The organism is Flavobacterium subsaxonicum WB 4.1-42 = DSM 21790, assembly GCF_000422725.1.
Taxonomy (GTDB): domain Bacteria; phylum Bacteroidota; class Bacteroidia; order Flavobacteriales; family Flavobacteriaceae; genus Flavobacterium; species Flavobacterium subsaxonicum.
Window position 1 is genome coordinate 94,609 of the sequence record NZ_AUGP01000025.1, and the last position, 23,925, is coordinate 118,533.

At 42.8% G+C, this 23,925-nt stretch carries 13 protein-coding genes; 7 read left to right on the forward strand and 6 right to left on the reverse strand.

The features are described from left to right. Positions 1-4 precede the first annotated feature (4 nt). From G509_RS0108270 to G509_RS0108295, 6 genes are all read right to left on the reverse strand, one after another. A complete protein-coding gene (locus G509_RS0108270) occupies positions 5-1,135 on the reverse strand; it encodes a hypothetical protein (RefSeq protein WP_026991090.1) in 1,131 nt (376 codons plus the stop codon). A 31-nt stretch (positions 1,136-1,166) separates the two neighbouring features. Continuing rightward, positions 1,167-1,862: a hypothetical protein gene (locus G509_RS0108275; protein ID WP_026991091.1), complete on the reverse strand. Its 696-nt coding sequence runs from the start codon at positions 1,860-1,862 to the stop codon at positions 1,167-1,169. After that, positions 1,849-2,442, reverse strand: a complete 594-nt coding sequence (locus G509_RS0108280) for an RNA polymerase sigma factor (RefSeq protein ID WP_242604883.1) — start codon at positions 2,440-2,442, stop codon at positions 1,849-1,851. Before G509_RS0108280 ends, G509_RS0108275 begins: the two co-directional genes overlap by 14 nt. Positions 2,443-2,600: 158 nt before the next feature. Then, complete coding sequence (locus G509_RS21710; RefSeq protein WP_035754931.1) at positions 2,601-5,279, reverse strand: T9SS sorting signal type C domain-containing protein; 2,679 nt, start codon at positions 5,277-5,279, stop codon at positions 2,601-2,603. 455 nt (positions 5,280-5,734) lie between these two features. Further along, entirely contained in the window at positions 5,735-9,724 is a 3,990-nt protein-coding gene (locus G509_RS0108290) for a T9SS sorting signal type C domain-containing protein (protein WP_026991093.1), read from the reverse strand. A 660-nt stretch (positions 9,725-10,384) separates the two neighbouring features. Beyond that, a complete protein-coding gene (locus tag G509_RS0108295; RefSeq protein ID WP_131450745.1) occupies positions 10,385-17,467 on the reverse strand; it encodes a T9SS sorting signal type C domain-containing protein in 7,083 nt (2,360 codons plus the stop codon). Between the two features lie 916 nt (positions 17,468-18,383). Here G509_RS0108295 and G509_RS0108305 point away from each other — a divergent pair. The 7 genes from G509_RS0108305 (at position 18,384) to G509_RS0108335 (ending at position 23,759) form a co-directional block, all read left to right on the forward strand. Continuing rightward, the gene (locus G509_RS0108305) at positions 18,384-18,776 is read left to right on the forward strand and encodes an OB-fold protein (RefSeq protein ID WP_026991096.1); all 393 of its coding nucleotides are present in this window, start codon (positions 18,384-18,386) and stop codon (positions 18,774-18,776) included. 10 nt (positions 18,777-18,786) lie between these two features. Continuing rightward, a complete protein-coding gene (locus G509_RS0108310) occupies positions 18,787-19,632 on the forward strand; it encodes a DUF5777 family beta-barrel protein (RefSeq protein ID WP_026991097.1) in 846 nt (281 codons plus the stop codon). Positions 19,633-19,642: 10 nt separating this feature from the next. Continuing rightward, positions 19,643-20,014, forward strand: coding sequence for a hypothetical protein (locus tag G509_RS0108315; RefSeq protein ID WP_026991098.1), 372 nt, complete (start codon positions 19,643-19,645; stop codon positions 20,012-20,014). Positions 20,015-20,026: 12 nt separating this feature from the next. Beyond that, positions 20,027-20,575, forward strand: a complete 549-nt coding sequence (locus tag G509_RS0108320; RefSeq protein WP_026991099.1) for a YceI family protein — start codon at positions 20,027-20,029, stop codon at positions 20,573-20,575. A gap of 9 nt (positions 20,576-20,584) precedes the next feature. Further along, positions 20,585-21,100: an ankyrin repeat domain-containing protein gene (locus tag G509_RS0108325; RefSeq protein WP_026991100.1), complete on the forward strand. Its 516-nt coding sequence runs from the start codon at positions 20,585-20,587 to the stop codon at positions 21,098-21,100. 4 nt (positions 21,101-21,104) lie between these two features. Then, positions 21,105-22,784, forward strand: a complete 1,680-nt coding sequence (locus G509_RS0108330; protein ID WP_081663271.1) for an Ig-like domain-containing protein — start codon at positions 21,105-21,107, stop codon at positions 22,782-22,784. 315 nt (positions 22,785-23,099) lie between these two features. Further along, a complete protein-coding gene (locus G509_RS0108335; protein ID WP_026991102.1) occupies positions 23,100-23,759 on the forward strand; it encodes an HAD family hydrolase in 660 nt (219 codons plus the stop codon). The last annotated feature ends 166 nt before the right edge of the window (positions 23,760-23,925 follow it).

Sequence of the window (23,925 nt, forward strand, 5' to 3'; positions counted from 1 at the left end):
CTGATTAAAGGTCTAATCGCAGCGCTAAAGAAATATTATGGTCTTTAGCTGCCGAGTTTGTAAACACCGGGTTGAGGTCGTATTTAGCGTATAACGATATACTGCCCAAGCCAATGTAGCCGCTAACACCATAAACAAATTTAGTAGCATTAAAATCAGTCCTTACGCGGGTTGCAAACCTCTCGCCACCGGCTTTATATTTTAAAAATTGGGTAGCACCGGTGTTTATACCTGCAAATCCTCCAATGCCTACTTTTAACATGTTGGTGGTATCGTACCTAAAGTAATCTTTATACTCTCTTTTTTTAGATGGCCCAAACTCAAAATGCACGGGCACTACAAGATTATCAAACCGCATTTGCGACTGTTTTAATTTGTTGGGGAATTCTTCCAGCACGGTAGTACCATCATTATTTACAAAATACTTATTGTTTTTTGGCGACAATGTATTAAAATGATACGACAGCCCATACACCAAACGCACTTTATAAGAATCTTTAAACAACCTTGTTTTAAGGGCAATACCTATCTCGGCAAAGCCGCTCTTGCCAAAACGGTACGAGTCGCCAATGGTTTTTCCGTCGCCTATAGTGTTATTAAATCCACTAGCCAGTACAACATCAGATGTAGTGCGTTTATCATATTTCTTTTTTCTGTTTTTGGCGTTATAATTAAAACCGAGTAAAAAACTACCGTTATCGTCGTAAGCATTACCAAAGCCCATTTCAAAATAAGTACCCTGGTTGGCATTAAAATCGTAAACTTCGTCGCGTTTGGCCAGGGCAATCTGGTTGTCTACAATAGCTACTTTGTTGTCTATGTTAAGGGCGGCTTTTTTGGCAGCTTCCTCTTTTAAAGCCTGTGCCTGTTCGGGGGTAATAGAACCCTCTTCTAACTGCGCCGTAATTTTTTCGACAGCCTTTTTAAGATCGTATTTTTCATCGGCAATAATGTTTTGTTTTACCTTTTCAAACTGGTCCAGTTTTACTTGCAAACGGCGTTCCAGCTCGGCTTTGCGTTCTTCGGGTGCAGTTGGCAGCGGGTCTTCAAACTTAACAGGGGTAAACTGTGCGTAGGCTTTGGGCATGCAAAGCCCTGTTGCCACTAAGGCAATGTAAAAAATAATTCGTTTCATGATGATGATTGATTGAAGGTTAAGGCTATTACTAATCTTTAATTGCTATCCTGATGGTTTTGAATTTATACTTAAAGATATTAAGTGCTTTTTCTCTGAATGACATATCTACCTCGGTCTCTGCCTCTTTTAAAAGGGCGGTTTCGCTGGCCGGTTCCGATGTATTCTTTAAACGCTCTAAGGCAATTTGCTTTTGTGCCGAAAGCAGTAGCGAATCGAGCTCGTTTTGTGTTACCTGGCCGTTTTGTTGCGATATCCTGTTTAGGGCATAGGCTACTTCGGTTGCTTTTTGCAACTCAATCTGCGGCAGAAGAGTCGCTTTGTTAACCACAGCAACACTATCTAAAGGCAATGAAACAGGCGCCTGGATGGTGTTTTTTTGATGCTGTACCCGCTGCGTTGTTAACGCTACCGATGCCGGCGCAACAAAAGTATCTGCAGCAGGAGCAGGGGCAATGATGGCAGGCTCCACAGGTTGAGCAGTTGTAACAACTACCTGTATGGGTTGCTGAGTGGTAGCAGCATTATTTTGCAACACCGCAAACAGGCCAATGCCAAAAGCAATTATAAGGCAGGCGGCTGCCCAATACCACAGTGGCTGTTTTTTGTTCTTTTTCTTAGTCAGTTGCCTGTTGTAGGCAACCCTTTCCCACGCATCGGCAGATGGGGCTATGCTGCGCTCTTTAAGTTTGCGCTGTAGCTGATCTTCTAAATTATAGTGCTCCATTTTCTTTTTTGCTAAGTGTGGCTAATTGCTGTTGCAGCATTTTTCGGGCTTTAAACATCTGCGATTTACTGGTGCTCTCTGTAATGCCCAGCATGTCGGCAATTTCTTTGTGGCTGTAGCCCTCAACCGTGTATAAAACCATTACTGTTTTGTAGCCGTTGGGCAAATTATCCATAAGCCATTGCAGTACCTCAATATCATAATCCGATTCGGTTTGCACCGCTACGGTCTCTGCTTCTTCTATTTCCGAAAAATATAACTGCCTGCGGCTCCTTAAAAAATCGACCGCCTCACGAATCATAATGCGGCGAATCCATCCTTCAAAACTGCCTTCATGCCTAAATTTATCCAGGTTTTCGAACACCTTGGTAAAACCCTGTATCATAACATCTTCGGCATAATGCAAATCTTTAATATAGGTGCGGCACACGCCCAGCATTTTAGGGGCATGCCGGTTAAAGAGCGCCTGCTCTGCTTTACCATCATGGCGCAGTGCTTTTTTTATAAGCACATCATCTGGTGTATGTAAGGCTATTATCTTCAAGGTTATAGTAAGGTTGGTTATGCTAAAGACGTACATTTTTTTTTAAAAGTTGCCTGAGCCTTTTATTTTTTTTAAACTTTTAAATTATTTAGATTTAATATGTTGATATTTAGTTGTTATGTTTATTTATGAAGCAAAAAAAAATCCCTGTTGCGGGCAGCAACAGGGAAAAAATAACAAAGGTATTGGGGATATTAGTACACTATTTTTTTACTGACTTTGCCTTGCACAGTATCAATTTGAATAATTAATACTTCCTGCTGTGCGGCCAGGTTAGTTATAGCTGTTTGTGTTGCGTTAATGTTTTGCTGGTTGTACAGCCTCCTGCCGGTAATATCGTAAACCGTAACAGCATTCATATCGATATTTCCTGTTGAAATTTTTATAGCGTTGCCCTCTTTATAAACTACCACACTGTTGGCATTTAATAAAGGGTTACCGGTGCTAAGCGGTTGTGCGTAAACAATCTCAAACCTTTCGTTAAAAACGCCCGGCGCGGCTGTAAATGTATAATCGGCATCGGTTAGGTTATGGGTTGTGCCTAAAAAGTTATCTTTAAGGTAAACGTTCTGCCCGTTGGCAAAAACACCTTCAAAATGATCTAACGATAGTTTGTAGCTGCCATAGTTTTCTACCGCATAGCCAAGTGCTACAACATCGGTAGCGTTAAACACCGGCCTTGCCTGTATGGCTAAGGTTTCGTTTAGGGCCACCGAATATAATGTGGCGTTACCGTTAATAAACTTTCGGCCATCATAACCATAGTCAAGGCCTGTAGTTGCGCCATCCATATAAACAATGGCCGTTTGGCTAAAGCTATTTGCCGAGCTTAGGTTTATCCATACGCGCGATGTCTGGTTTTCCTGCTGCAATGCTCCCTTTAAAAAAGCTACACTGCCCGTTATCGTGGCCGGTTTTCTCATGCTGCTGTTAAACACAGCCTGCGGGTTGGCCACACCCTCTTTTGTTTGCACAATAAAGCCCTGGCCGGGCGCTATTAGCCAGTTGGTATTATCGTTACCTTCTCCTGAGAAATAAATGTTCTGATCCTGTCCGCCAAAGGCATAGCCGGGAGTAGGAACTTCTTCTTCCTCATCCTCCTCTTCGTCTTTTGGCGTAGCACCGTTAGCCACAAAGCCGGCAAGGGTAAGGGTGGCGTAAGTAGATACGGCCATATCGTTTTTCTTTCTCCAGAAATACATACCCGATAGTCCATCTAAAACACCTGAGTTTTGGGTAAAAAACTCCGATACGCTTATAGGCGAAGGGTAGGGGTTGCCAACAGCGGTGTAGCGGTTGCCCTGTGTTTGCAGGTTTTTGTAAATAGTGCCGTTGTTGGGTGTACCAATAAAATTGCCTTTAAAAACCATTGGAGCTTCGCCCATGTAGTACGAGCCTGTTGGCCCGCCTGTTACCGAGTTGGGCATCCTGATAAGGTAGCCCGTTGCGGGACTAAAGGTTGCAGTATTAATATTGGGTACTACAAAATACTGGTCCTTGTATACATTGCCGGTATCGAGTCCGCCGTAAGTGTAAAACCTTGAGGTGCTTGTAAATGGCGAAAAGTTTTTTAGAAGCTGGTTTGCCACCGGAGACGACCACATGGTATAATCCAACCTGTATAAAAGGTTACTGTCTTTTTTTACCACTATTTTACCGGTGTTGGCAACGCTGTTTTGCTGTAAAAGCGACCCGTTGTTTTGCACGGTTAATACGCCACCCTCGGCAACGGTAACCTCGTTTACCAGTTGCAGTGTACCGGTGCTTAATATATTTAATGAGGCGCCCTGGCCTAAAGAAATACTCTTGGCATAAGCGGTTATTTCGGCAATTTCGGGCTGGTTAGCGGCCTGAGATGTAATAATAACATTTTGTGCCGATGTAGGCACCGTACCGCACGACCAATTGCCCGGATGATTCCAGTCGGCACTTACGGCACCGGTCCAGATGTAGCTTTCGGCAACGGTAATAGATATAACGGTGCTTGTAGTAGTACAGTTGCCATTGGTTACAAAAGCCCTGTAGTAGGTGGTGCTGGTTAGTAAACCCGTTACATAGGTAGTACTGTTAACTGCGTAGCCACCGGTTACAGGCATCCAGCCGCTGGTGCCGTTAGCACTCTGGTGCCACTGCAATGTGCCATTGGCCCAGCTAACACTTATAACGGCGGCGTTGTTTGGGCATATAGTCTGGTTGGGCGATGGCGCACTTACACTTGCCGCAGTTGCAACGGTTACGGCTGCAACATTGGTTGTGGTGGCGGTACACTCCTGCCCATTATTTTTTATAACAGCATAGTAGTATTTTGTGCCCACAGCATTAACAGATGGAGTGTAGGTGGCATAATTAGCCGTTGCTATTGCAGAGCCGCCACTTGTGCTGTTTGTGGTATTTACATACCACTGGTAGCTAACAGAGGTGCCACTTGCCGTAACCGAAAGGTTTACCGCATTAAACTGGCAGGTGTTTACAGATTGTGGCTGCTGTGTAATTACACTGTTAAGATAAGCAGTGCTGCTTTGTACGGTGCCAGAGCTGTTAGTTACTGCAACGCTGTAAGCACCAATATGAGATGTTTCTACATTACTAATTGTATAGGAAGCCGATGTTGCACCGTCTATGGCTACGCCATTTTTTTTCCATTGATATGATTCGGCGCCGGTGGCAACTACGGTAAATGTAGCCGATGCCTGTGCGCCTGTGCAGGCCACCTGAGATGCAGGCTGCGTTGTTATAACCGGCGCTGCAACAACAGTTGTGTTTAGGTTGTTGGTTAGTAAAGCACCATTAACCTTGTTATTAGCAGTAATAAAACCTGTAAAAAATAGTAACAATACCGTTAAGCACTTACCCGGCAAGTAAAGATGTTTCATTGTTATTTAAGATTTAGATTAATATTTATTAATTAATTAGTTGTTTTTTGTTAAAATTTTAGTAATCATTAACAAAAAAAGTAAATGCCAATTAGATTATTATCCAATCTTCAAATATTCGATGAAATACAGTTTTTTCCTGCCAAAGAGTTTGTTTGTCATTGTTTTAACGCCTATTAGTCAGAATATTGTGGTTAAATAAAATTTATATGTAAGATTATTTTACGTTTTTACGTAGGAATATCGCTATGTAATTAGTTAAAAAATAACTAAAAATGTAAAATCCTATTTATACAATGATAATGTATGATATAGCTTTTTATTTACTTATAAATTAATCATTTATTCATAGTTAAGCTATTGATGCTGCCGAGGTTATGAGGCATAAGGGCATAAAAAAATCCCTGTTGCATTGCAACAGGGATTCTAAAAAAAAAACGGGGTGTTGTGTGTGCTTAGTAAACTATTTTCTTGCTAACCTTACCTGCTACTGTGGTAATTTCTACAATAAGTACCTGCTGCTGTGCTGCAAGGTTTGTTACTGTAACTGTAGTAGCATTAATATTAGACTGGTTGTATAATTTTCTGCCCCTGATGTCGTAAATAGTAACATCGGTCATATCAATATTGCCTGAAGCTATGTTTATAGTGTTGTCTTGCTGATAAACCACTACACTGTTAGCTGTAATAACAGGGTTATCTGTACCCAATTGCGTAGGCTGAGCATACAGTACTGTAAACCTGTCATCAAAAGTACCGGCCTCTGTTGTAAAGGTAAAATCAGTGCTTGTAATATCATGTGTTACACCTGTAAAGCTATCTCTAAGGTAAATGCTTTGGCCTTCGGCAAAAACGCCATCTACATGATCTACATCTATTGTGTAAGAACCTGCAGTTTTAGCTGTAAAACCAAGGGCAACTTCATCAGAAGATGTAAATGCCGGCCTTGCCTGTATTGTAAGCGTATTATCTGCTGCAAGTGTGTAAAGAGCTACGTTGTTACCATCGGTTAATTTTACACCATCATAACCATAATCTAAACCTGTAGTAGCACCCGGTATGTAAGCTACAGCAGTTTGGCTAAAGCCACCTTCTGTAGTAAGGTTTAACCATAGGCGAGATGTTTCCTGGCCCGGTGTTACTTTAAAGAAAGGCTCTGCACCTGTTGTTGGGGCTGCTCTTCTCATAGTATTGTTAAAGGTAAGCTGCGGGTTGGTAAGGCCTGTTTGTGTTCTTACAATAAAACCTTGTCCAGGTGCAATTAACCAGTTTGCATTATCGCTGTTTGTACCTGTAAAGAATACTGCCTGATCCTGGCCACCATTTAGGTAAGTAGGGTTTACAGTTGTAGAACCGTCTGGCGATGCACCATTAGCTACTAAACCTGCAAGGGTTAGTGTAGCATAAGACGATACGTTGTGGTCGTTTTTCTTTCTCCATAAGTACATTGCAGAAGTACCGTCTAACACACCGCTGTTTTGAGTGTAAAAATCTTTTACGCTAATTGGCGAAGAGTAAGGGTTACCAACTGCTGTGTAACGGCCACCAAGGGTGTTAAGTGTTTTATTAATAGTACCGTTGTTAGGTAAGCCTTTAAATGTACCTTCAAAAGATATAGTGCTTGTACCCTGGTAGTACGTGCCTGTTGGGCCACCTGTTACAGAGTTTGGCATACGTATTAGGTATCCTGTAGCAACATCAAAATTGTTGTTAGGGCTAATGCTTGTGTAACCATCTGTATAGTTATTGCTGGCATCTACACCACCGTACACATAAAAACGAGATGCGCTTGTAAATACAGAGAATAAACCTAATTGCTGGCCTGTTACCGGTGCCGACCACATTGTGTAATCTAACCTGTATAACTGGTTGGTGTTTTTAACCACCCTTATGCTACCTTCGTTAACAATATTATCATCTATTTGTACTAATGCACCGTTGTTGCGTGTTAAAAATAAAGCGTTTGGCTCTACCGTTAATTTACGTTTAATTGTAAATGTTGCGCCTGTGTTTACCGCTACTGTAGCGTTAGCTTTAACTAAACATGAACATGCTTGTAAAGATGAAGTTACTTCCAGGTTACCCGAAACTATTTCTACCGGGGTGTTTATGCTTGGTGTAGCACTCCATGTACCGTTAGTGTAAGTAACTGCTGCTGGTACTGTAACCAGTTTAGTTGTACCGGCTGTAGTTGTACCACAAATAGTATTTTTAATTCTTACCCAGTAGGTAGTAGTAGCGCTTGGTGCAACAACAATGCTTGCGCCTGTTTGGCCTGCAATTATGTTTTGCCCTATTGTGCCTGTACCCCACTGGTACTCTGTATTTGATAATAAAGAAGCTCCTGTAGCTGTAAGTGTTATAGAGGCATCTTTACATGTTATAGACGCTCCTGCTATAGAGGCAGCATCTGTAGAGGTAACTGCTGCAATAGTTACTTTTGCAACTGCATAAGTAGCGTTATCCTGAGTTCTGAATTCAATTGTAGAGTTTGGCCCTAACTGGTAAGTACCAACTACCACACTAACTTCTGCATCGCCGCTCCAGGCGTTGTTAGACCATACTAATGTGCCATCTATATACATGCTGGCAGCATCATCCCATTTGTTTAATGTAATTTTATAAGAACCGCAGTTAAAGCCTTTTCTTTTGTGGATAAAAGTAAAGTTATCTGTGTTTACAGAACATCCCTGGTAGCCTGTAGCTGATGACGGAGACGACGATAAACCCCAGCTTGTAGTAGTATCAAAACCTAAAGTACTTACAGAATAAGAACCACGGTAAACATTGTTAGACGGTGTAGCTATATCTACGCCATTGTAAGCATAAACATTCCAAACGCCTGCCCCAAATGTAGATGGGTCTACTAATGGTGTATTTCTTGTTACTGTAACAACCACGCCTGTTGTAGTTAAAGTACATGGTGCAGTAGCTACACGCCTTACCCAGTATTTAGTAGTTGCCGATGGCGAAACTGTTATAGATGCTGTTGTAGCTCCGGCAATAGGGTTAACTCCTACAACGTCTCCGGTACCCCATTGGTAAGTAGAACCTGTACCGCCTGTAGCTGTAAGTGTTGTAGACTCGCTACCACAACCAACGGTTAGTGTACCCGATATGCCTGTTGGTGCTGTTGTAGTATTTGTAATAGTAAGTTTTGCGTTGGCATCTCCACCGTTCTCTCTAATCCTTATCTCTATAGTAGAAGTTTCGCTTAGGTTAAAATTGCCAAGTGTTTGAGCACCACCTGCACCACCACTGTATCCGTTGTGTGTGTATACGCTTGTACCGTTAACATAAACAATAACCTCGTCGTCCCAGTTGTTAAGCACTAATGAGTAGTTACCGCAAGGAAAACCCTGCCTTTTGCTTACAAATGTAAAGTTGTCTACCGGTATTGTACAGCCACTCCATGCAGTACTGTTTGCAGTAGCTGTTGCAGATGATGGCGATGCGTTTTGTGGCCAAGAAGCAGTAGTATCAAAGCTTAATGTAGATGCAGTATAAAAACCTGCATATTCTATAGTGCTGGCAAGGCTAATGCTTTCGCCTTTGTAACCATAAACGTTCCAGGCATTGCTACCAAATTCTGATGGGTTACCTGCCACTGGAGCAGCCGGTGTTACTACTTTAAAAGCAGCATCGGTAGTATTAGAACATGGTGATGCAGCTACGCGCCTTACCCAGTATGTTTTTGTAGATAGTGGTTGTACTGTTATAGATGCTGTTGTAGCGCCAGATATTATGTTGTTACCCGCTACAGAGCCTATACCCCATTGGTAGGTGGCATTAGTACCTACTGTACCACCGGTAGCAGTTAGTGTTGTAGTTGTTGTACAGCTTGATGTACCTGTGCTTGTAATAGATTCCGGAGCAGTGGTAGTACAATCGGCAACTGCCATATTAAACCTAACCCTCGAGTCTGTGCCACGCTCGTAGTATTCAAGTATATAATTAATTGTACCACCTGCATGGTATATAGTTGCTGTTTTAGAGCCATAAGAATGGTCATCCCAGGCAGAAAGGGACGTAATAAATTCGCCATCATTAATGCTTAGCCTGTAACCATCATCGCCACCTACAATGTATGTATAGTAACCTGCAGCCAGGTTTTTAGTCATTTTGTAGCGAATGGCAAAATTATCGTTATAAGTACCCGTACAAAGGGTAGCTTCGGCAGGTATAGCACCATTGCCTAAGTTTTGGTCAAAGTTTTGGGCACGTGTAACATAGCCTCTGTAGTTAGCGCTTACAAACGGTGTTGTTGCCGGTGGGTTGCCGGTAGGTATATTGTTGTAAACATAACCATACCACTGGTCTGTACCAAAAGTGGTTTGGTTTCCAAATGAGCATTGTGCCTGTACCTGAAAATTAATTACAAAAAGCACAGCCAGTAAAGCAAGCCTTAAATAGCGATTAGTAAAATTGGGGTAGATGTAATTCATAATGTGATTGTAAATATCGATTAATATGAGGGCAAATGTAAAAGTTAAGACTATGTTAATGTTTGTTAAAGCAATTTTTAAATTTATCGTATGATAGAAAAAACTTATTTGTCTATATCTACCTATACGAGCGGGTTACGATTATGGTTTCAAAATGAAGCAAAATCTTTTTAACTTTTTTTTAAGAAGCGTTATACTGTTAAATAAATCTTAATTTCCTCACAAATATATTTAAATATGAGAGCGCATATTATGCAGTCCTAATATTTAGTAGATTGATAAGCTTTGCCGAAAAAAACTTCATTAAAAATATAAATTCGACAGATTTGTTAAATTATATTGCGAAAATTACCCTAATTGTGATATTTAAAATTTAAATAATGACCTTTTTGTCATTTTTAAAAACAGACAAAAAGCACATTTTTTCGATAAACTGCACGAATTAGTAAAAAATAATTAACAATTAATGCTGTTTGGAGGTGTAAAATACTGCGGTATAACGATGTAGGTAAATGTAATTATAATGTAGTTTTTTGTTTAGTTTTTTGTTTAGTTTTTTTAAATACAGCGAGGTATCAACCTAAAAAATTAAACAAAAAAAAATGCCACAGTATGATAAACATACTGTGGCATTAACAAAAATTAAAAATCTAAAAAAGCTTAATCAAAGATTACCTTTTTACTAACGGAAGCTCCGTTTTCTAAAGTAACCGTTACTATAATAACCTCTTGGGCTATGTGTATATCGGTAGTGCTAAAGTTTGTAGCATTAATACCACCGTGGCTGTAAATTAGTCGGCCTGTAAGGTCAAAAATGTTAACATCTTTAATGTTGCCGCCTGCATCAATTTTTACCTGTTTGCTTTGTTTGTAAATAATTACATTGTTAGCTGCAAGTTCAGGGTTATTAACACCAAGGTTTTTCATGTATATAACATCAAACCTGTTGGCAAAAGTGCCGGCCTCTGTAGTAAAGTTATAAGCACCCGCTTTAATATCGTGTGTTATACCTGTAAGCTTGTCTACAAGATATATATCCTGGTCTGCGGCAAATACACCATCTACATGATCTAATGTAAAGGTATACTGGCCCGGTGCAAGGGCTGTAAAGCCAAGAGCAACAACATCTGTAGCATTAAACTCTGGCCTTGCCTGTATGGCCAGGTTGGTTTGGCCTACAGTAGTATACAATTCGGCATTGCCCATATCTGTAAGCCTTTTACCATCATAAGCATAATCTATGCCCAGGGTTGCGCCCTCTATGTAAGCAACAGCTATTTGGCTAAAGGCATTTGTGCCGCTAAGGTTTAACCATAGGCGAGACATATCCTGGCCAGACTGCGCTCCTTTAAAGAAAGGCTGTCCAGCACCCAGTGCCGGTCTTCTCATAGTGTTTCTAAATGCAAGTTGCGGGTTGCTAACACTTACATCGGCTTTTACAAAGAAGCCCTGGCCCGGAGATATTATCCAGTTAAGGTTACTGCCCTGGTAGTATACCGACTGGTTTTGTCCGCCAAACTGGTAATCAGGATCTTGTTCTTCTTCAGAGTCGCCATCCGGTGTTGCGCCGTTAGCCACTAAACCTGCAAGGGTTAGGGTGGCATAGCTTGATATTGCGTGGTCGTTTTTCTTTCTCCAGAAATACAAACCAGAATCATCGTCAAGTACGCCATCGTTTTGCATAAAGAACTCGTAAACGCTTATTGGAGAAGGGTAAGGGTTACCTGTTGCAGTATACGCATCTCCTAAAACAGTAAGCGATTTGTTTATTATACCATTATTTGGCACACCCGTAAATTTGCCTACAAAGGTATGTGTTGTAGTACCCTGGTAGTACGTTCCTGTAGGGCCACCGGTTATAGAGTTTGGCATACGTATTAAGTATCCGGTTGCCGGCTGGAAGGTTGTAGTAAGGTCTGGCACTACAAAGTATCCGTCATCATAAACACCATTATTTAGGCCTCCGTAAGTATAAAAACGCGAAGTACTTGTAAATGGCGAGAAGGTACCTAATTGCTGGCCGCTAACAGGAGACGACCATAAGGTGTAATCCAGCCTGTATAATGGGTTGCTGTTTCTTTTTACAGTAATGTTACCCGTGTTGTTAACATTGTTTATTTGTACAAGTGCCGCATTGTTTTCTACAGTAAAACTACCTGTGGTTACAATAACTGCACCTGTAACAATGGCATTAAAGCCGGTAGGTACAACTACAACAGCGTTGCTGTTTACGTTTATCTGGCAGGCATACAAATCTGAAGTAAAGGTATAGTTGCCGCTAAATATAGCAGTATAACCATCTGTTGGTACACCATTGCTCCAGCTTGTTCCATTCCATGTGGTAGTATTAACGGTAATTGTAACCGTGTTAGAATATACCGGGTCGCATGGGCCATTTTGTACAACAGCCCTAAAGTATCTTGTAGCTGTAATACCATTAAGCTGGCTGCTTGGCAGTGTAGCTGTTGTATTGGCTATAGTAGTTACGGTTGCAAAGTCTGGTGTCGCAGAACGCTCCCAACGTACAACGCTACCTGTGTAGCCTGTAAGTGTTAATGCGTTAGGTAAGGTATTAGAGCATATAGCCTGGTCTGATGAGGCAGTACCTCCAACCGCCGACGGATCTACAACCACCACCGCAGTATCTACAGACACGATACCGTTAGCATCTCTTACCGTTAATGTATAAGTAGTGCTACCTACAACATTAGTTGGCGGAGTTGCTGTTGCACCCGTGCCCAGGCCGTTAGACCAAAAATAAGTATATGGAGCATCGCCGGCAGTAATATTGGCACTTAGCACAATAACACTGTTTTGGCAAACCTCGCCCTCGCCTGTAATTAAAGCAATAACGTTAGCAAGGGTTATACCTGTAAAGGCAGATAGCACGCCATCGCCTAATAAAGCGTTGGTAGCAGTTAGCGTATTGTTTGCTAATGGGCTAAATTTTAACCACGGATTAGTTTCTACATTAAACGCTCCGCTAAGCTGTGCTGCACTAAGGGTAGCCTGGCCACCAACGGCATCGCCCGTAGAGTAGTTAGCCGTAATAGTAGCAACAGCATTAGCAATACCGGTTTGTGTAACATTCCAGTAGCGTGTAAGGTAGCTGCTTATGCTGTGGTTATCAGGGTGTACCGCATCTTTAACGTTAACCGCCACATAAGCATTTGTAAAGCCCGATGCCGATGTAATGTTAACCGTAATAGGAGAGTACGTAGTGTTGCTTGTAGTTTCTCCTATAGGGAAGAAATATGAGCCTGTTGCTGTAAACGGAGCCCTTACAACACCCGCATCTTCGGCAACTATCATGCTTGTGGCAGAGAAAGTTCCTGCAATTGGCGTAACACCAAGTGTAAGGTTGTAATTGTCTATGTCTAATAAACCCGACGTTAGTGTTAATGTACCACCAACTGTAGCACTATTAGTAAGTATAACCTGGCCTGTAGGTTTGTTAACCGTTAGGTTATTAAACACAGGGGCAACAGTGCCGCCTATAAGCTGGTTATCTGTACCGGTTAACAATATACTTTTGCCTGCAAGGCTAACAGCATTGTTAAAGGTAATATCTCCATTTACATTTAATGTAGTTGGGAAGATAGCACCTGTACCTGTAATGGTAATGTTATCGTAAGCCGATTGTGCACCGTTAGGCGTTACTATCGTTTGGTTGGTACCACTGTATATAACGGTGTTGTTTACTGCACCGGCAACAAAGCTGCCTGTTTTAGTAAATGTACCGGCAATATCCATAACATTATTGGCTAACGCCCTAAGTGTAGTGCCGGTTGGTATAACAAGGTTGTTAAACGTTGTGCTGCCTGCAATGGTAGCATCGCCGTTAGTAGTAGCGTTAGATGTAAATGTTACCGTACCATTAGCCGGGTTAAACGTACCATTGTTAATCCATGCGCCCGATGCTCCTGTTATATTAAACTGAGAGCCTGTTGGCGAATTTAATATACCACCTGTTTCTATCGATAATTTACCTATGGTAACAAGTGGGTTAAGTATAGGGTCGTTAGGCGTAGTAGCTGCATCGGGTATAATTACCTGAGTATCGTCTGACGGTACTGCGTTTGGCGACCAGTTGGCAGCCGTTGTCCATGACGAACTTACAGAGCCATTCCAAACTGCAACCGCAACCTGAGAGTTAGCCAGTGTAAGCAGTTTTTGCCCGAATGTAGAGGCAAAGAATGCAAGGTTAACATTACCAAGCTCTACAAAGTTTTGAGTAGCATCGTAGTTGGTACGACCCTGCTCTATAACCTGTTGTGGCGAAACCTGTACAACCCAGTCTACCAGTTTGTTCTCGGTATTACCATTAAGTTCAGAGTCCAGGTAGTGGGCCGTAATAATAGCTTTTGTACCTGTAGCTCCTGTCTGGATCAAATCATAAGTTCTTAATATACCATCGGTTTTGCCTGCCGGGGCAACGCCAAGCGTAGTTTTTAAGCTTAACGATGTTGGCAATGTACCAACCGGAGGTATAACAAGGTGTGTTTGCGGATGCCCGAAAGTATACTGCACGTTAGCTGCAATAGAGTTACGTGTAATAGTACCGCTAACATCGCCCACACCGGTATTGGCCGATGTTGGTGCCATTGTAAGCGTAAAGGCACCGGTATCAAAACTACCTTTAGTAGCCGATACGTTTGCGTTAGGCAGGTTAAGGTCGCCATTAAGGGTAATGTTACCGGTAGCCGTAGCACCACCTGTGGTACTTACTGTTACTTTATTATAAGTACCGGCAACCAGAGTTTGTGCTGCCGTAGCTGCATTTAGGTTTATTGTACCTGTACCTCCCCATGTTTTGCCCGAAGCAAACGGAGTTAAGCTGGTGTTTTGTGTAGCTACAGTACCATTATTTACTATAGTAGATAATGCACCATTTAATGTGGCAGTACCTAAGTTAAGTGTCTGGTCTGTATCTACAGTAAGTGTACCACCAACAATTACGTTATTGGCTATAGATGTAGTGTTGGCCGCTGTGGTGTTAATGCTTAAGTTATTAAGCATATTGGTAGTGCCAACTGTAGTCTGGTCGAAGCTAAGAGTTGGGCTGGCTGCGCCATTAATAACAAGGTTACTTGCTGCACTACCGCTAATACCGCCTGCAAAAGTGTTGGTAACCGTACCACCTAATGTTAGGGTATTGGCACCCACAATTACTTTACCGTTTACAAAGTTGGTGTTGCCCAAAATGGTAGTATTGCCAGACAGGTTAGCATTACCTGCAAGGGTAAATGTTTCGGCAGTGCCGTTAAACGATGCAAATGTAGTAGTAGGGTTAGCCACAATGCTAATATCATCAATAGCAATTTCATCATAAGCAGTGCCGGTTACCGCTGCGCCCGACCATCTTAAATAAGCATAGCCGTTTGCTGCAACGTTTAATCCTGTAATGGTTACAACTTTGTTATATGCTTTCCAGCCCGGCATAACGTCTGCTGCTGCATCTGTAGTTTGGGTTAAAGACGTTACTGTGTTGTACGTAGTGTTATCTGAAGAGTAGCTAAAACTAAGGCTATTTGCGCCTGCCTCATCATTACGTACCCATACTTTATAGCCAACGCTTAAAGATGTTACAGGTGCACCCGTTTGGTTCTGGAACCTGAACGATATGTTACCAGGCGAAAACTCTGTTGAGCTAGGCTGGATGCCCAGTGCATAGTTACCATCGGCAACCATATAGCTATAAAGCCCGCCATCGGTTTCTCCACCGGTACTGGTACCGTTTTCGTAAGAGGCCGAATCTTCAGGGCTTGTTGCCCCAAAGGCCAGCGCACCATCGCTAAAGCCGCTAAATGCAAATGCGTTAGAGTTAAGTTCGCCCGGCTGAGGCGATGGACCAATACCACCACCGGCATAAGTACCATTGTTAACACCTTCTACAGTAGTATCAAAATTAATTTTATATTCTGTGTTAGCGCCTGTTACCTGTAGGCCAACTGGGGCATTAAGGGTGGTTTTGTTTCCTGTTGCAGGGGTTGTAATTCTATAATTTTCTGTTCCGCCAGATCCGTTATAATCAAAAACCGAAACATAATAGGTAGTTGCCGGGCTAAGGCCTGTTAATGTTACAGAGTTGCCTGTGCCATTATACGCCACATAATTACCGGTTCCAACCTCAGATCCTGCTCCATAGGCAGCTACGGCTGTGTAGCTTACCCCATCTACCGGGGTGCCGGTTACTGCACTGCCGGCGCGCACTACCACAAGGTGGTTAGAGCCGTTGCCGTTGGTCCAGTTTACGGTGGTAGATATAGAGTTGGTATTAGTAAAGGTAAGGTTGGTATCGCTCGTGGTAGGCTCTGTACTTAAAACCGTAGCACTTACGGCCACCTGTTTTGTAGTAGCCCCTGTAGAGGTAAGCGTTATATTGCCACTGTATAAACCAGGAGGCGCCGTTGCTGCCACCCTTGCATAAATAGTGGTAGTAGCGGCGGTAACATTAACGCTCGACGAATAAGCTCCTGCACCTCCGGCAACGGTAGATAACTCAAAGTTTGCCGGTGCTGTTACCACTATAGGTGCACTAAGGCTGGCTCCTGTAGAGGTAAAGTTTTGCTGTGCCGATGCTGTACCTGTAACTGTTGTATAAGGGTTTAATGCCGATACAGATGTAGTTATAGACGGTATGTTTGCCGCATCTATTGTAAACGTTAGGGCATTAGATATTGCTGCGCCTGTACCTACTGTAATAGATGCCGTGCCCGCTGCCGTAATTAAGTTAGCCGGTACTGCCGCCGTTATTTGCGTTGGCGATACATATGTGGTTGTAAGGTTGGTGCCATTCCACTTAACAACAGAGCCCGCGGTAAGGTTGGTACCATTTACGGCAAGTGTAAAGGCGCCTGTACCGGCAACCTTAGAGGCTGGTGCTAAAGAGGTTATTGCCGGAGTGGTAACGGCAACTTTTACATTATCAAAAAAAGCAGTCTGGGCTATACCTGTACCGGCATTCCAATAGGCGCCGATAAGCGGAAGTGATGTGCCTGTGGATGAGCTGTTTACTGCTGTTCCCTGAGATATCAATGTGCCCAGAGACGGATCAAGGAACGATAATAGTGCTACAAGCAAATCGTCGTTCCTTACAAATAGCTGCCAGGTATTGGTAGAGGGGGTATAGGTTACCCTTACACTTAAAAAGTTACCTCCAAAATCTGACAATCCCGCCGTGTTAGACGAGATAATGTTGCTGTTGGTTCTTACACCTGCGGTATAACGAACCAGCCTAAGTGGGTCTACTGAGCCGGAGTTTCCTAATACTACTGCATAACCGCTACCAGTGGTGGCAGTGGTGTTTGCCGTACCGGCTAAAATAAATGCTGCAGCATACCTGCCGCTGGATATTCCGGATGGGTTGGCACGTGGCTGGCGCATATTAAATGTCCAGGTTACAACGCCCGGGTTAGAGCTAAGCACACTATTATAAGGTGCTGCAGGGGCAGATGCATAAGCAAGTACCCAACCGGAGTTGTTAAACAAACCGGTAGCGTCGTTAGACAGCTCCAGTATGTCGGCATTAATACGGGCACCAAAATCGGTACCACTGCGTATCATGCTCCATGTGCTGCTGTTACCAATGGGGCCATTGGTTGTTGTGTACAGAACTCCAGTGTTGGTGTTGAAGTCTGAACTAAAAGCCGTTGTTTGCGCCTGGGCGGAGGGCCAGGAAGCAAACAAAATGAGCATAAGGAGTGCGACCCTGGATGCCAAATTGCGTAATGTAGTAATCATAAGCTTCTTTTAGATTAGTAATTAATATTTAAAAGTTGAATAATGGGTATTTTTGAATTTTGTAAACAAGAAACAAGAGGGGGCTGAATGGCTGTATTTTACTGATGTTTTTAGCTGCCTTTACCGACAGGTTTTTAGATTTTATAATTATTTAAAAAATAGATAATAGTTGCAATAAGGCTTTTTTTGTCACAATTAATTATATATTAATCATGTTTAAACCTCGTTTTCTGAATTAAATTCAAGAATGCTCAATTCTATAACAAAGTAAGCCTGAGGCAGGAAGCACAATTTTGGGAAAATAAAATATGTCGATATAACAATTTTATTTATCGATGAACGACACACTTTTAAGAAAAATGGAAAACCCTGACAATCATCAATTGTCAGGGTTTTCTGCGTAAAAACGTTAATGTATTTGACTATTTCTTAGTATAAAGGTGCTTTATTGAGGATAATGCAATGCATGCATAGTAAAGTTAAAAAGTAACTTGTATTGTAGTAAAATACGTACGAAGACTGGATGGTAAAATGCCCGGCCCCGGATATCCGGTTAACCTTTGGGTAAAATAATAGTTGTTGTTACATTTTAATCTGTTGGCCTCCCGCTTTGATAAACACCATTTTAGTACTGGCTTTTTGCTTAAGACTTAGCTTTTATTGCAAAATTTAAATAATTAAGATATGTTGTAACTTAATTTCATAGTAAAATGCTACTCCTTAGTATTATCATATTTAAGTATCCTCAAAATCTTCCAAACCCCATCTCCAACAGGGGGTAAATTCAAATTCTCGGTCAAAGCTTGCAAATCCTAAATCAAAAAATGCATTTGCCACTATTTAGGCGGGTAGCAGCAATGGTTTGATAGTTTTGTTAAAAAATTGGGTATTATCCCACAATTTTTGCTAACCGATTATGAAAAAAAAGGGTTTTATACTACTCGTTGTATTATTGGTAATGGCCGGTGCAGCCGCATTTATGTATTATGGCTACCTGTACAAAGAGGCACGCAATGTTAGCAGCGAAGAGGCTGATTTTCAGATACCCGCCACCAAGCTGCTTGCCGATTATACGGCCAACCAGCAGCAGGCAGATTCGACCTATCTTAATAAAACCATAGAGATAAAGGGTACGGTTACCCAAATAACCGATTCGGTTTTAACCGTAAACGGGCAGGTGTTTTGCGGTTTCGACATTAAACCCGGTAAGCACGCTATTAACAAGACAGTTACCATAAAAGGCCGGTGTATTGGTTTTGATGAGCTTTTTGGCGAAGTAAAGCTGGACCAGTGTACCATAAAAGAATAATTATTTAAGCATGAAGAAGTTACTATTGGCTGCAAGCCTTTTATTTACCGTTTTTGCCCACGCACAGGAAGACGACCTGCTCTCACAGCTGGATTCTACCCAAGTGCAGGATACCTATGCCACCGCCACCTTTAAGGGGCTGCAAATTGTAACCCTGCAAAGCACCAAGCTGCCCGCGGCCAAAGAGTTTTACTTCGTAGTATCGCACAGGTTTGGTACCGTTAAAAATGGTATAGACGAATTTTTTGGCCTTGATGCCGCCACTACAAAACTGGGTGGGGTTTATGGTATTACCAACTGGCTATCGGTTAGTGCATCGCGCCACACCCTGCTAAAAATGTACGAAACCAGTTTAAAGTACAGGCTGGTACGCCAAAGCGAGAATTTTCCGGTAGATATTGTGGGCTATAATACCATAGATATCAATAGTTTTTTAAAGAAGGACGATTATCCTAAAATAGAATTTGCCGACAGGCTTGCGTTTGTTAACCAGTTACTTATATCCAGAAAATTTTCTGATAAACTGTCGCTGGAGCTGGCACCCACGTTTATACATAAAAACCTGTACACCCCTGCTACAGAGAACGATGACCAGTTTGCTCTGGCTGCCGGCGGAAGGATGAAACTTACCAAGAGGCTATCGCTAAACCTGGAGTATGCCTATAATTTTGATAAGCCCGATTTTTATAACAATCCGCTATCGGTAGGGTTGGATGTAGAGACCGGCGGGCATATTTTCCAGCTCATTTTTACCAGCTCTCAGGCCATGACAGAAAGTGGTTATATAACCAATGCTGCGGGCGACTGGGGCGATGGCGATTTCTTTTTCGGGTTTAACTTATACAGGGTTTTTTAAAATGCTAATAATGAAAAAATACATATTTATACCACTGGCTGCCTTAGCGTTATACAGTTGCGACAGCCAAACTTACCAGGATATTGAGGCCGATGTTATACCGCCCCCAACCGATACTATTGTAGTAACAACTTATACCGCCAATGTAAAGGCTATTATAGATAACAATTGCGTGGTTTGCCATTCAGATGGGGGCATTGCCGCCTTTAGAGACCTTACCACTTATGCCAATGTGGTAGATGCCGTGCAGAACGCAGGCCTGCTGGACAGGATTCAGCTGCAAAATGGCGAGCCGGGAATTATGCCAAGTACCGGCAGGATGCCGCAGGGCAATATCGACATTGTACTAAAATGGAATACCGACGGGCTTACCGAACAATAAAACAATATAGCTATGAAAAATCTAAGATTTATACTCGTACTCATCATTTTAACCATCTATAACTGCATGTATGCCCAAAAGTATACTACTAAAACGGGTAACATTAAGTTTGAGGCTACGGTACCTTCTTTTGAAGAAGTAGCAGGTGAGAACAAAACAGCATCGGCAGTGGTGGAGTCGTCTACCGGAGATATTGCCGTACTGGCTTTAATGAAGGGCTTCCGCTTTAAAGTAGCCTTAATGGAAGAGCACTTTAACGAGAATTACGTAGAGTCGGATAAATACCCCAAGGCTACTTTTAAAGGAAAGATAGAAGGGTTTGATGCATCGAAACTAACCTCAGAACCAAAAGCTTACACCATTACGGGCGACTTAACGCTTCATGGCAAAACCAAAAAAGTGACCGATTCGGCTAAGATATCTAAGTCGGGTAACACCATAACTGTAACAGGAGCTTTTGAAGTGAAGCCCGGTGATTTTGCTATCGAAATTCCGAGTGTGGTCAGCAAAAAAGTATCCGATAAGATCAGTGTAACCTATAGCTTTTCGCTAATCAAATAACAGAAGGATATGAAAAAGCTGTTTTTACTGATAGTCCTGATAGGCACCCTATGCACCGCCCAGGACAAAGATGTTTTTGATACCGCCCGTTTTGGCACTGTAGAGCAGATGCAGGCGCTGGTAAAAAAGAATAAAGACACCGTAAACGCGCTTAACCCGGCCGGGTTTTCGCCGTTAATACTGGCCTGCTACAGGGGCAATGTGCCTGTGGCAGAATACCTTGCTAAAAATGTTAAGGATGTTAACTACAACAGTTCTAACGGTACGGCTTTAGCATCTGTCGCTGTAAAGGGCGACGTTAAACTGGCAAAGCTGCTTTTAGAGAACAAGGCCAACCCCAACATTGCCGATGCCAATGGGGTAACCCCGTTGGTATATGCAGTACAATTTCAAAATAAAGAACTTATAATGCTGCTGCTCAAATACAAAGCAGATAAAAATAAGAAAGACAACGAGGGCAAATCGCCTTACGACCACGCCGTATTTACAAATAACCAGGATATTATCAACTTATTAAAAAATTAGAAAAATGAAAAGAATATTACTAATGGCCTTGCTCTCATTGTCGGCGTTAAGCCTTCAGGCTCAGAGCAAAACAACAGGATCGGTATCCCTTATGACGGGCTTAACCGCCAAATTAGACCTTAACAACACCACTACCACGGCAACGCTAACCCTAACGGGCCCAAGCGACAGGTGGTTCGCCCTGCAGTTTGGTTCGTTTACCAATAGCGGAGGCATGCAATCCGGTACCGATTTGGTGTACTACAACGGCACTACACTGGTAGATGCTTCTCAAAACGGGGTAGGGGCTTTCCCTTCTATAGATGCCAGTAACGATTGGACTGTGAGCTCTAACACCGTTACCGGAACAACGCGTACCATTGTTGCAACCCGTTCTTTTACAGGCGGTACCGGCGATTATACCTTTGTGTATAACGATGCCAATATCGATTTTGTATATGCTCGCGGTGCGTCGGCATCGTTTGCCATCGCCAATCATGGTGCTAACAGGGGATATGCGTTAAACAAAACCTTTACGTGCATACCACCGGCTGCGCCAACAGCTTCTGCACAAGCATTTTGCGCCGGTGCAACCGTTGCTAACCTAACAGCTACAGGCCTTGCAGGTGCCACGTTTAACTGGTATACTACAGCAACAGGCGGTACAGCTTTAGCGGGTACAACAGCGCTTAACACAGCTACCTACTATGTAGCCCAGACACTTAGCGCCTGCGAAAGCGACAGGACACCGGTTACGGTTAACATTACTACATTAGGCCTGCCAACTGCAACGGCAACCCAAAATATATGCACAGCGGGTACCGTGGCTAACCTAACGGCTACAGGCCAAACGGGAGCTACAATTAACTGGTACACAGCAGCTACAGGTGGTTCGCCATTGGCTTCTACTACAGCACTTACTAATGGTACGTACTTCGTAGGCCAGACTTTAGGCGACTGTTCAAGCACAAGGGCAAGCGTAACTGTAACTATAACAACGGTTAACGCACCCACTGTAACAGCAGCACAAACCTATTGTTCAGGCACTACGGTAGCTAACCTATCAGCTACAGGCACAGGCATTCAATGGTACAGCACAGTAGGCGGTACACCGCTTGCTACAACAGCACCGTTAACTGCGGGTAACTACTTTGCTACACAGACTGTTACAGGTTGCGAGAGCGCTACAGCACAGGTAACGGTAACGCTTAACGCGGCATCGGTAATACCAACGGGAGATGCTACACAGGAGTTCTTAGCAGGCGAAACCATTGCAACACTGGATGTTACAACAGCCACCGGAGCTACCGTAACATGGTACACGCTTAATGGTACTACCTATACCGAAGTGCCTGTAACTACAGTACTTACAGACGATACTACCTACTTTGTAGCCCAGGACACCAACGGTTGCGAGAGCCCTAAATTCGGCATCACGGCTAACCTTGTACTATCGGCTAACAGCTTTAACCTTAAAGATGTAGTGGTGTATCCTAACCCAACATCGGGTGTGGTTACAGTATCAGGTAGTACGCAACTTACTGGTATATCGGTAATTAACATGCTTGGGCAGGAAGTTCTTACCCAAAAAGCTAACGACACATCGGTACAGGTAAACGTATCGCAGCTTGCCTCAGGTACTTACATCCTTAAGGTTACTGCTGCCAACGGCGCAACAGGATCTGTAAGGGTGGTTAAACAATAACCTATATACTACTTTTAAATAGGTAAAGGCCTCCAAATTTTGGGGGCCTTTGCCGTTTTATATTTTATCAGAAAAAGCTTTCATAAATTCGATAAAAAGTGCTTAATATTTCACTTTCGGACTTCGAGTTACGCTATTTTGCGCACATTAAACCAAACGACAGTTTTGCGTGCTGATTTTGTGGGTTAGCCATCCCAAAAAATGCAGGCAAAATAATTTACTGCAATTGCCGCTTCAGTACTAACGGTAAAAAGCCGCCGTAACTTTGTGGTCTCAAAATATTAAAATACATTTACTTTTCTAAAACCAATCAACATGCCGCAATACACCGCCTTTATTTTTGATATGAACGGAACCATGATTAACGACATGCACTACCACGAAATGGCATGGTTTAATATCCTGGTTAAAGAGCTTAATGCCGGGCTAACCCAGGCCGAGATCAAGCTGAACATGTACGGCAAAAATGAGGAGCTGTTTGAACGTGTTTTTGGCCCCGGAAAATACACCAAAGAAGAAATTGCCGCCTTTACCCACCGCAAAGAAGGGCGCTACCGCGAAGACTTTTTACCCGACCTGAAACTTATAGATGGCCTGGATACCCTGCTTGCCAAAGCCAAAGCCCAGAGCATTAAGCTGGCTATTGGCACCGCCGCCATTACCGCCAATGTAGATTTTGTGCTCGATAACCTTAACATTCGCGAGTACTTTCCGGTGGTTGTAGGCCCCGAAGACGTGGTTACCAGCAAACCCGACCCCGAGGTGTTTTTAAAAGCCGCCCAACTGTTAGGTGTAGACCCCGCCAGTTGCATAGTGTTCGAAGATTCGCCTAAAGGCATAGAGGCCGCCCGCCGTGCCGGTATGAAAGCCGTTGGCATTGCCTCCTACCACACACCCGAAGAGCTGGCTAACGATAACGTGCTTTGCGTGGTTGATGATTATAACGATGCCGTGCTTAATGGACTGATTTTTTAGATTTCAGATTTTAGAATTGAGATTTTAGATTTGAGCTCTTAGAATGAATGCGGCGTTTTTCCATTTCGACCTAAGCCTGCTGCCGATAGGTAGGCACAGCGAAGAGGAGATATCTCTAATTATTTATTATTGCCGGCACGAATTGCAAATCAGTGCTATTTGGGGG

Bases quoted from the DNA above. Each gene is read 5' to 3' on its own strand.
- G509_RS0108270 (WP_026991090.1), bottom strand. From the start codon at position 1,135: ATGAAACGAATTATTTTTTACATTGCCTTAGTGGCAACAGGGCTTTGC.
- G509_RS0108275 (WP_026991091.1), bottom strand. From the start codon at position 1,862: ATGGAGCACTATAATTTAGAAGATCAGCTACAGCGCAAACTTAAAGAG.
- G509_RS0108280 (WP_242604883.1), bottom strand. From the start codon at position 2,442: ATGTACGTCTTTAGCATAACCAACCTTACTATAACCTTGAAGATAATA.
- G509_RS21710 (WP_035754931.1), bottom strand. From the start codon at position 5,279: ATGAAACATCTTTACTTGCCGGGTAAGTGCTTAACGGTATTGTTACTA.
- G509_RS0108290 (WP_026991093.1), bottom strand. From the start codon at position 9,724: ATGAATTACATCTACCCCAATTTTACTAATCGCTATTTAAGGCTTGCT.
- G509_RS0108295 (WP_131450745.1), bottom strand. From the start codon at position 17,467: ATGATTACTACATTACGCAATTTGGCATCCAGGGTCGCACTCCTTATG.
- G509_RS0108305 (WP_026991096.1), top strand. From the start codon at position 18,384: ATGAAAAAAAAGGGTTTTATACTACTCGTTGTATTATTGGTAATGGCC.
- G509_RS0108310 (WP_026991097.1), top strand. From the start codon at position 18,787: ATGAAGAAGTTACTATTGGCTGCAAGCCTTTTATTTACCGTTTTTGCC.
- G509_RS0108315 (WP_026991098.1), top strand. From the start codon at position 19,643: ATGAAAAAATACATATTTATACCACTGGCTGCCTTAGCGTTATACAGT.
- G509_RS0108320 (WP_026991099.1), top strand. From the start codon at position 20,027: ATGAAAAATCTAAGATTTATACTCGTACTCATCATTTTAACCATCTAT.
- G509_RS0108325 (WP_026991100.1), top strand. From the start codon at position 20,585: ATGAAAAAGCTGTTTTTACTGATAGTCCTGATAGGCACCCTATGCACC.
- G509_RS0108330 (WP_081663271.1), top strand. From the start codon at position 21,105: ATGAAAAGAATATTACTAATGGCCTTGCTCTCATTGTCGGCGTTAAGC.
- G509_RS0108335 (WP_026991102.1), top strand. From the start codon at position 23,100: ATGCCGCAATACACCGCCTTTATTTTTGATATGAACGGAACCATGATT.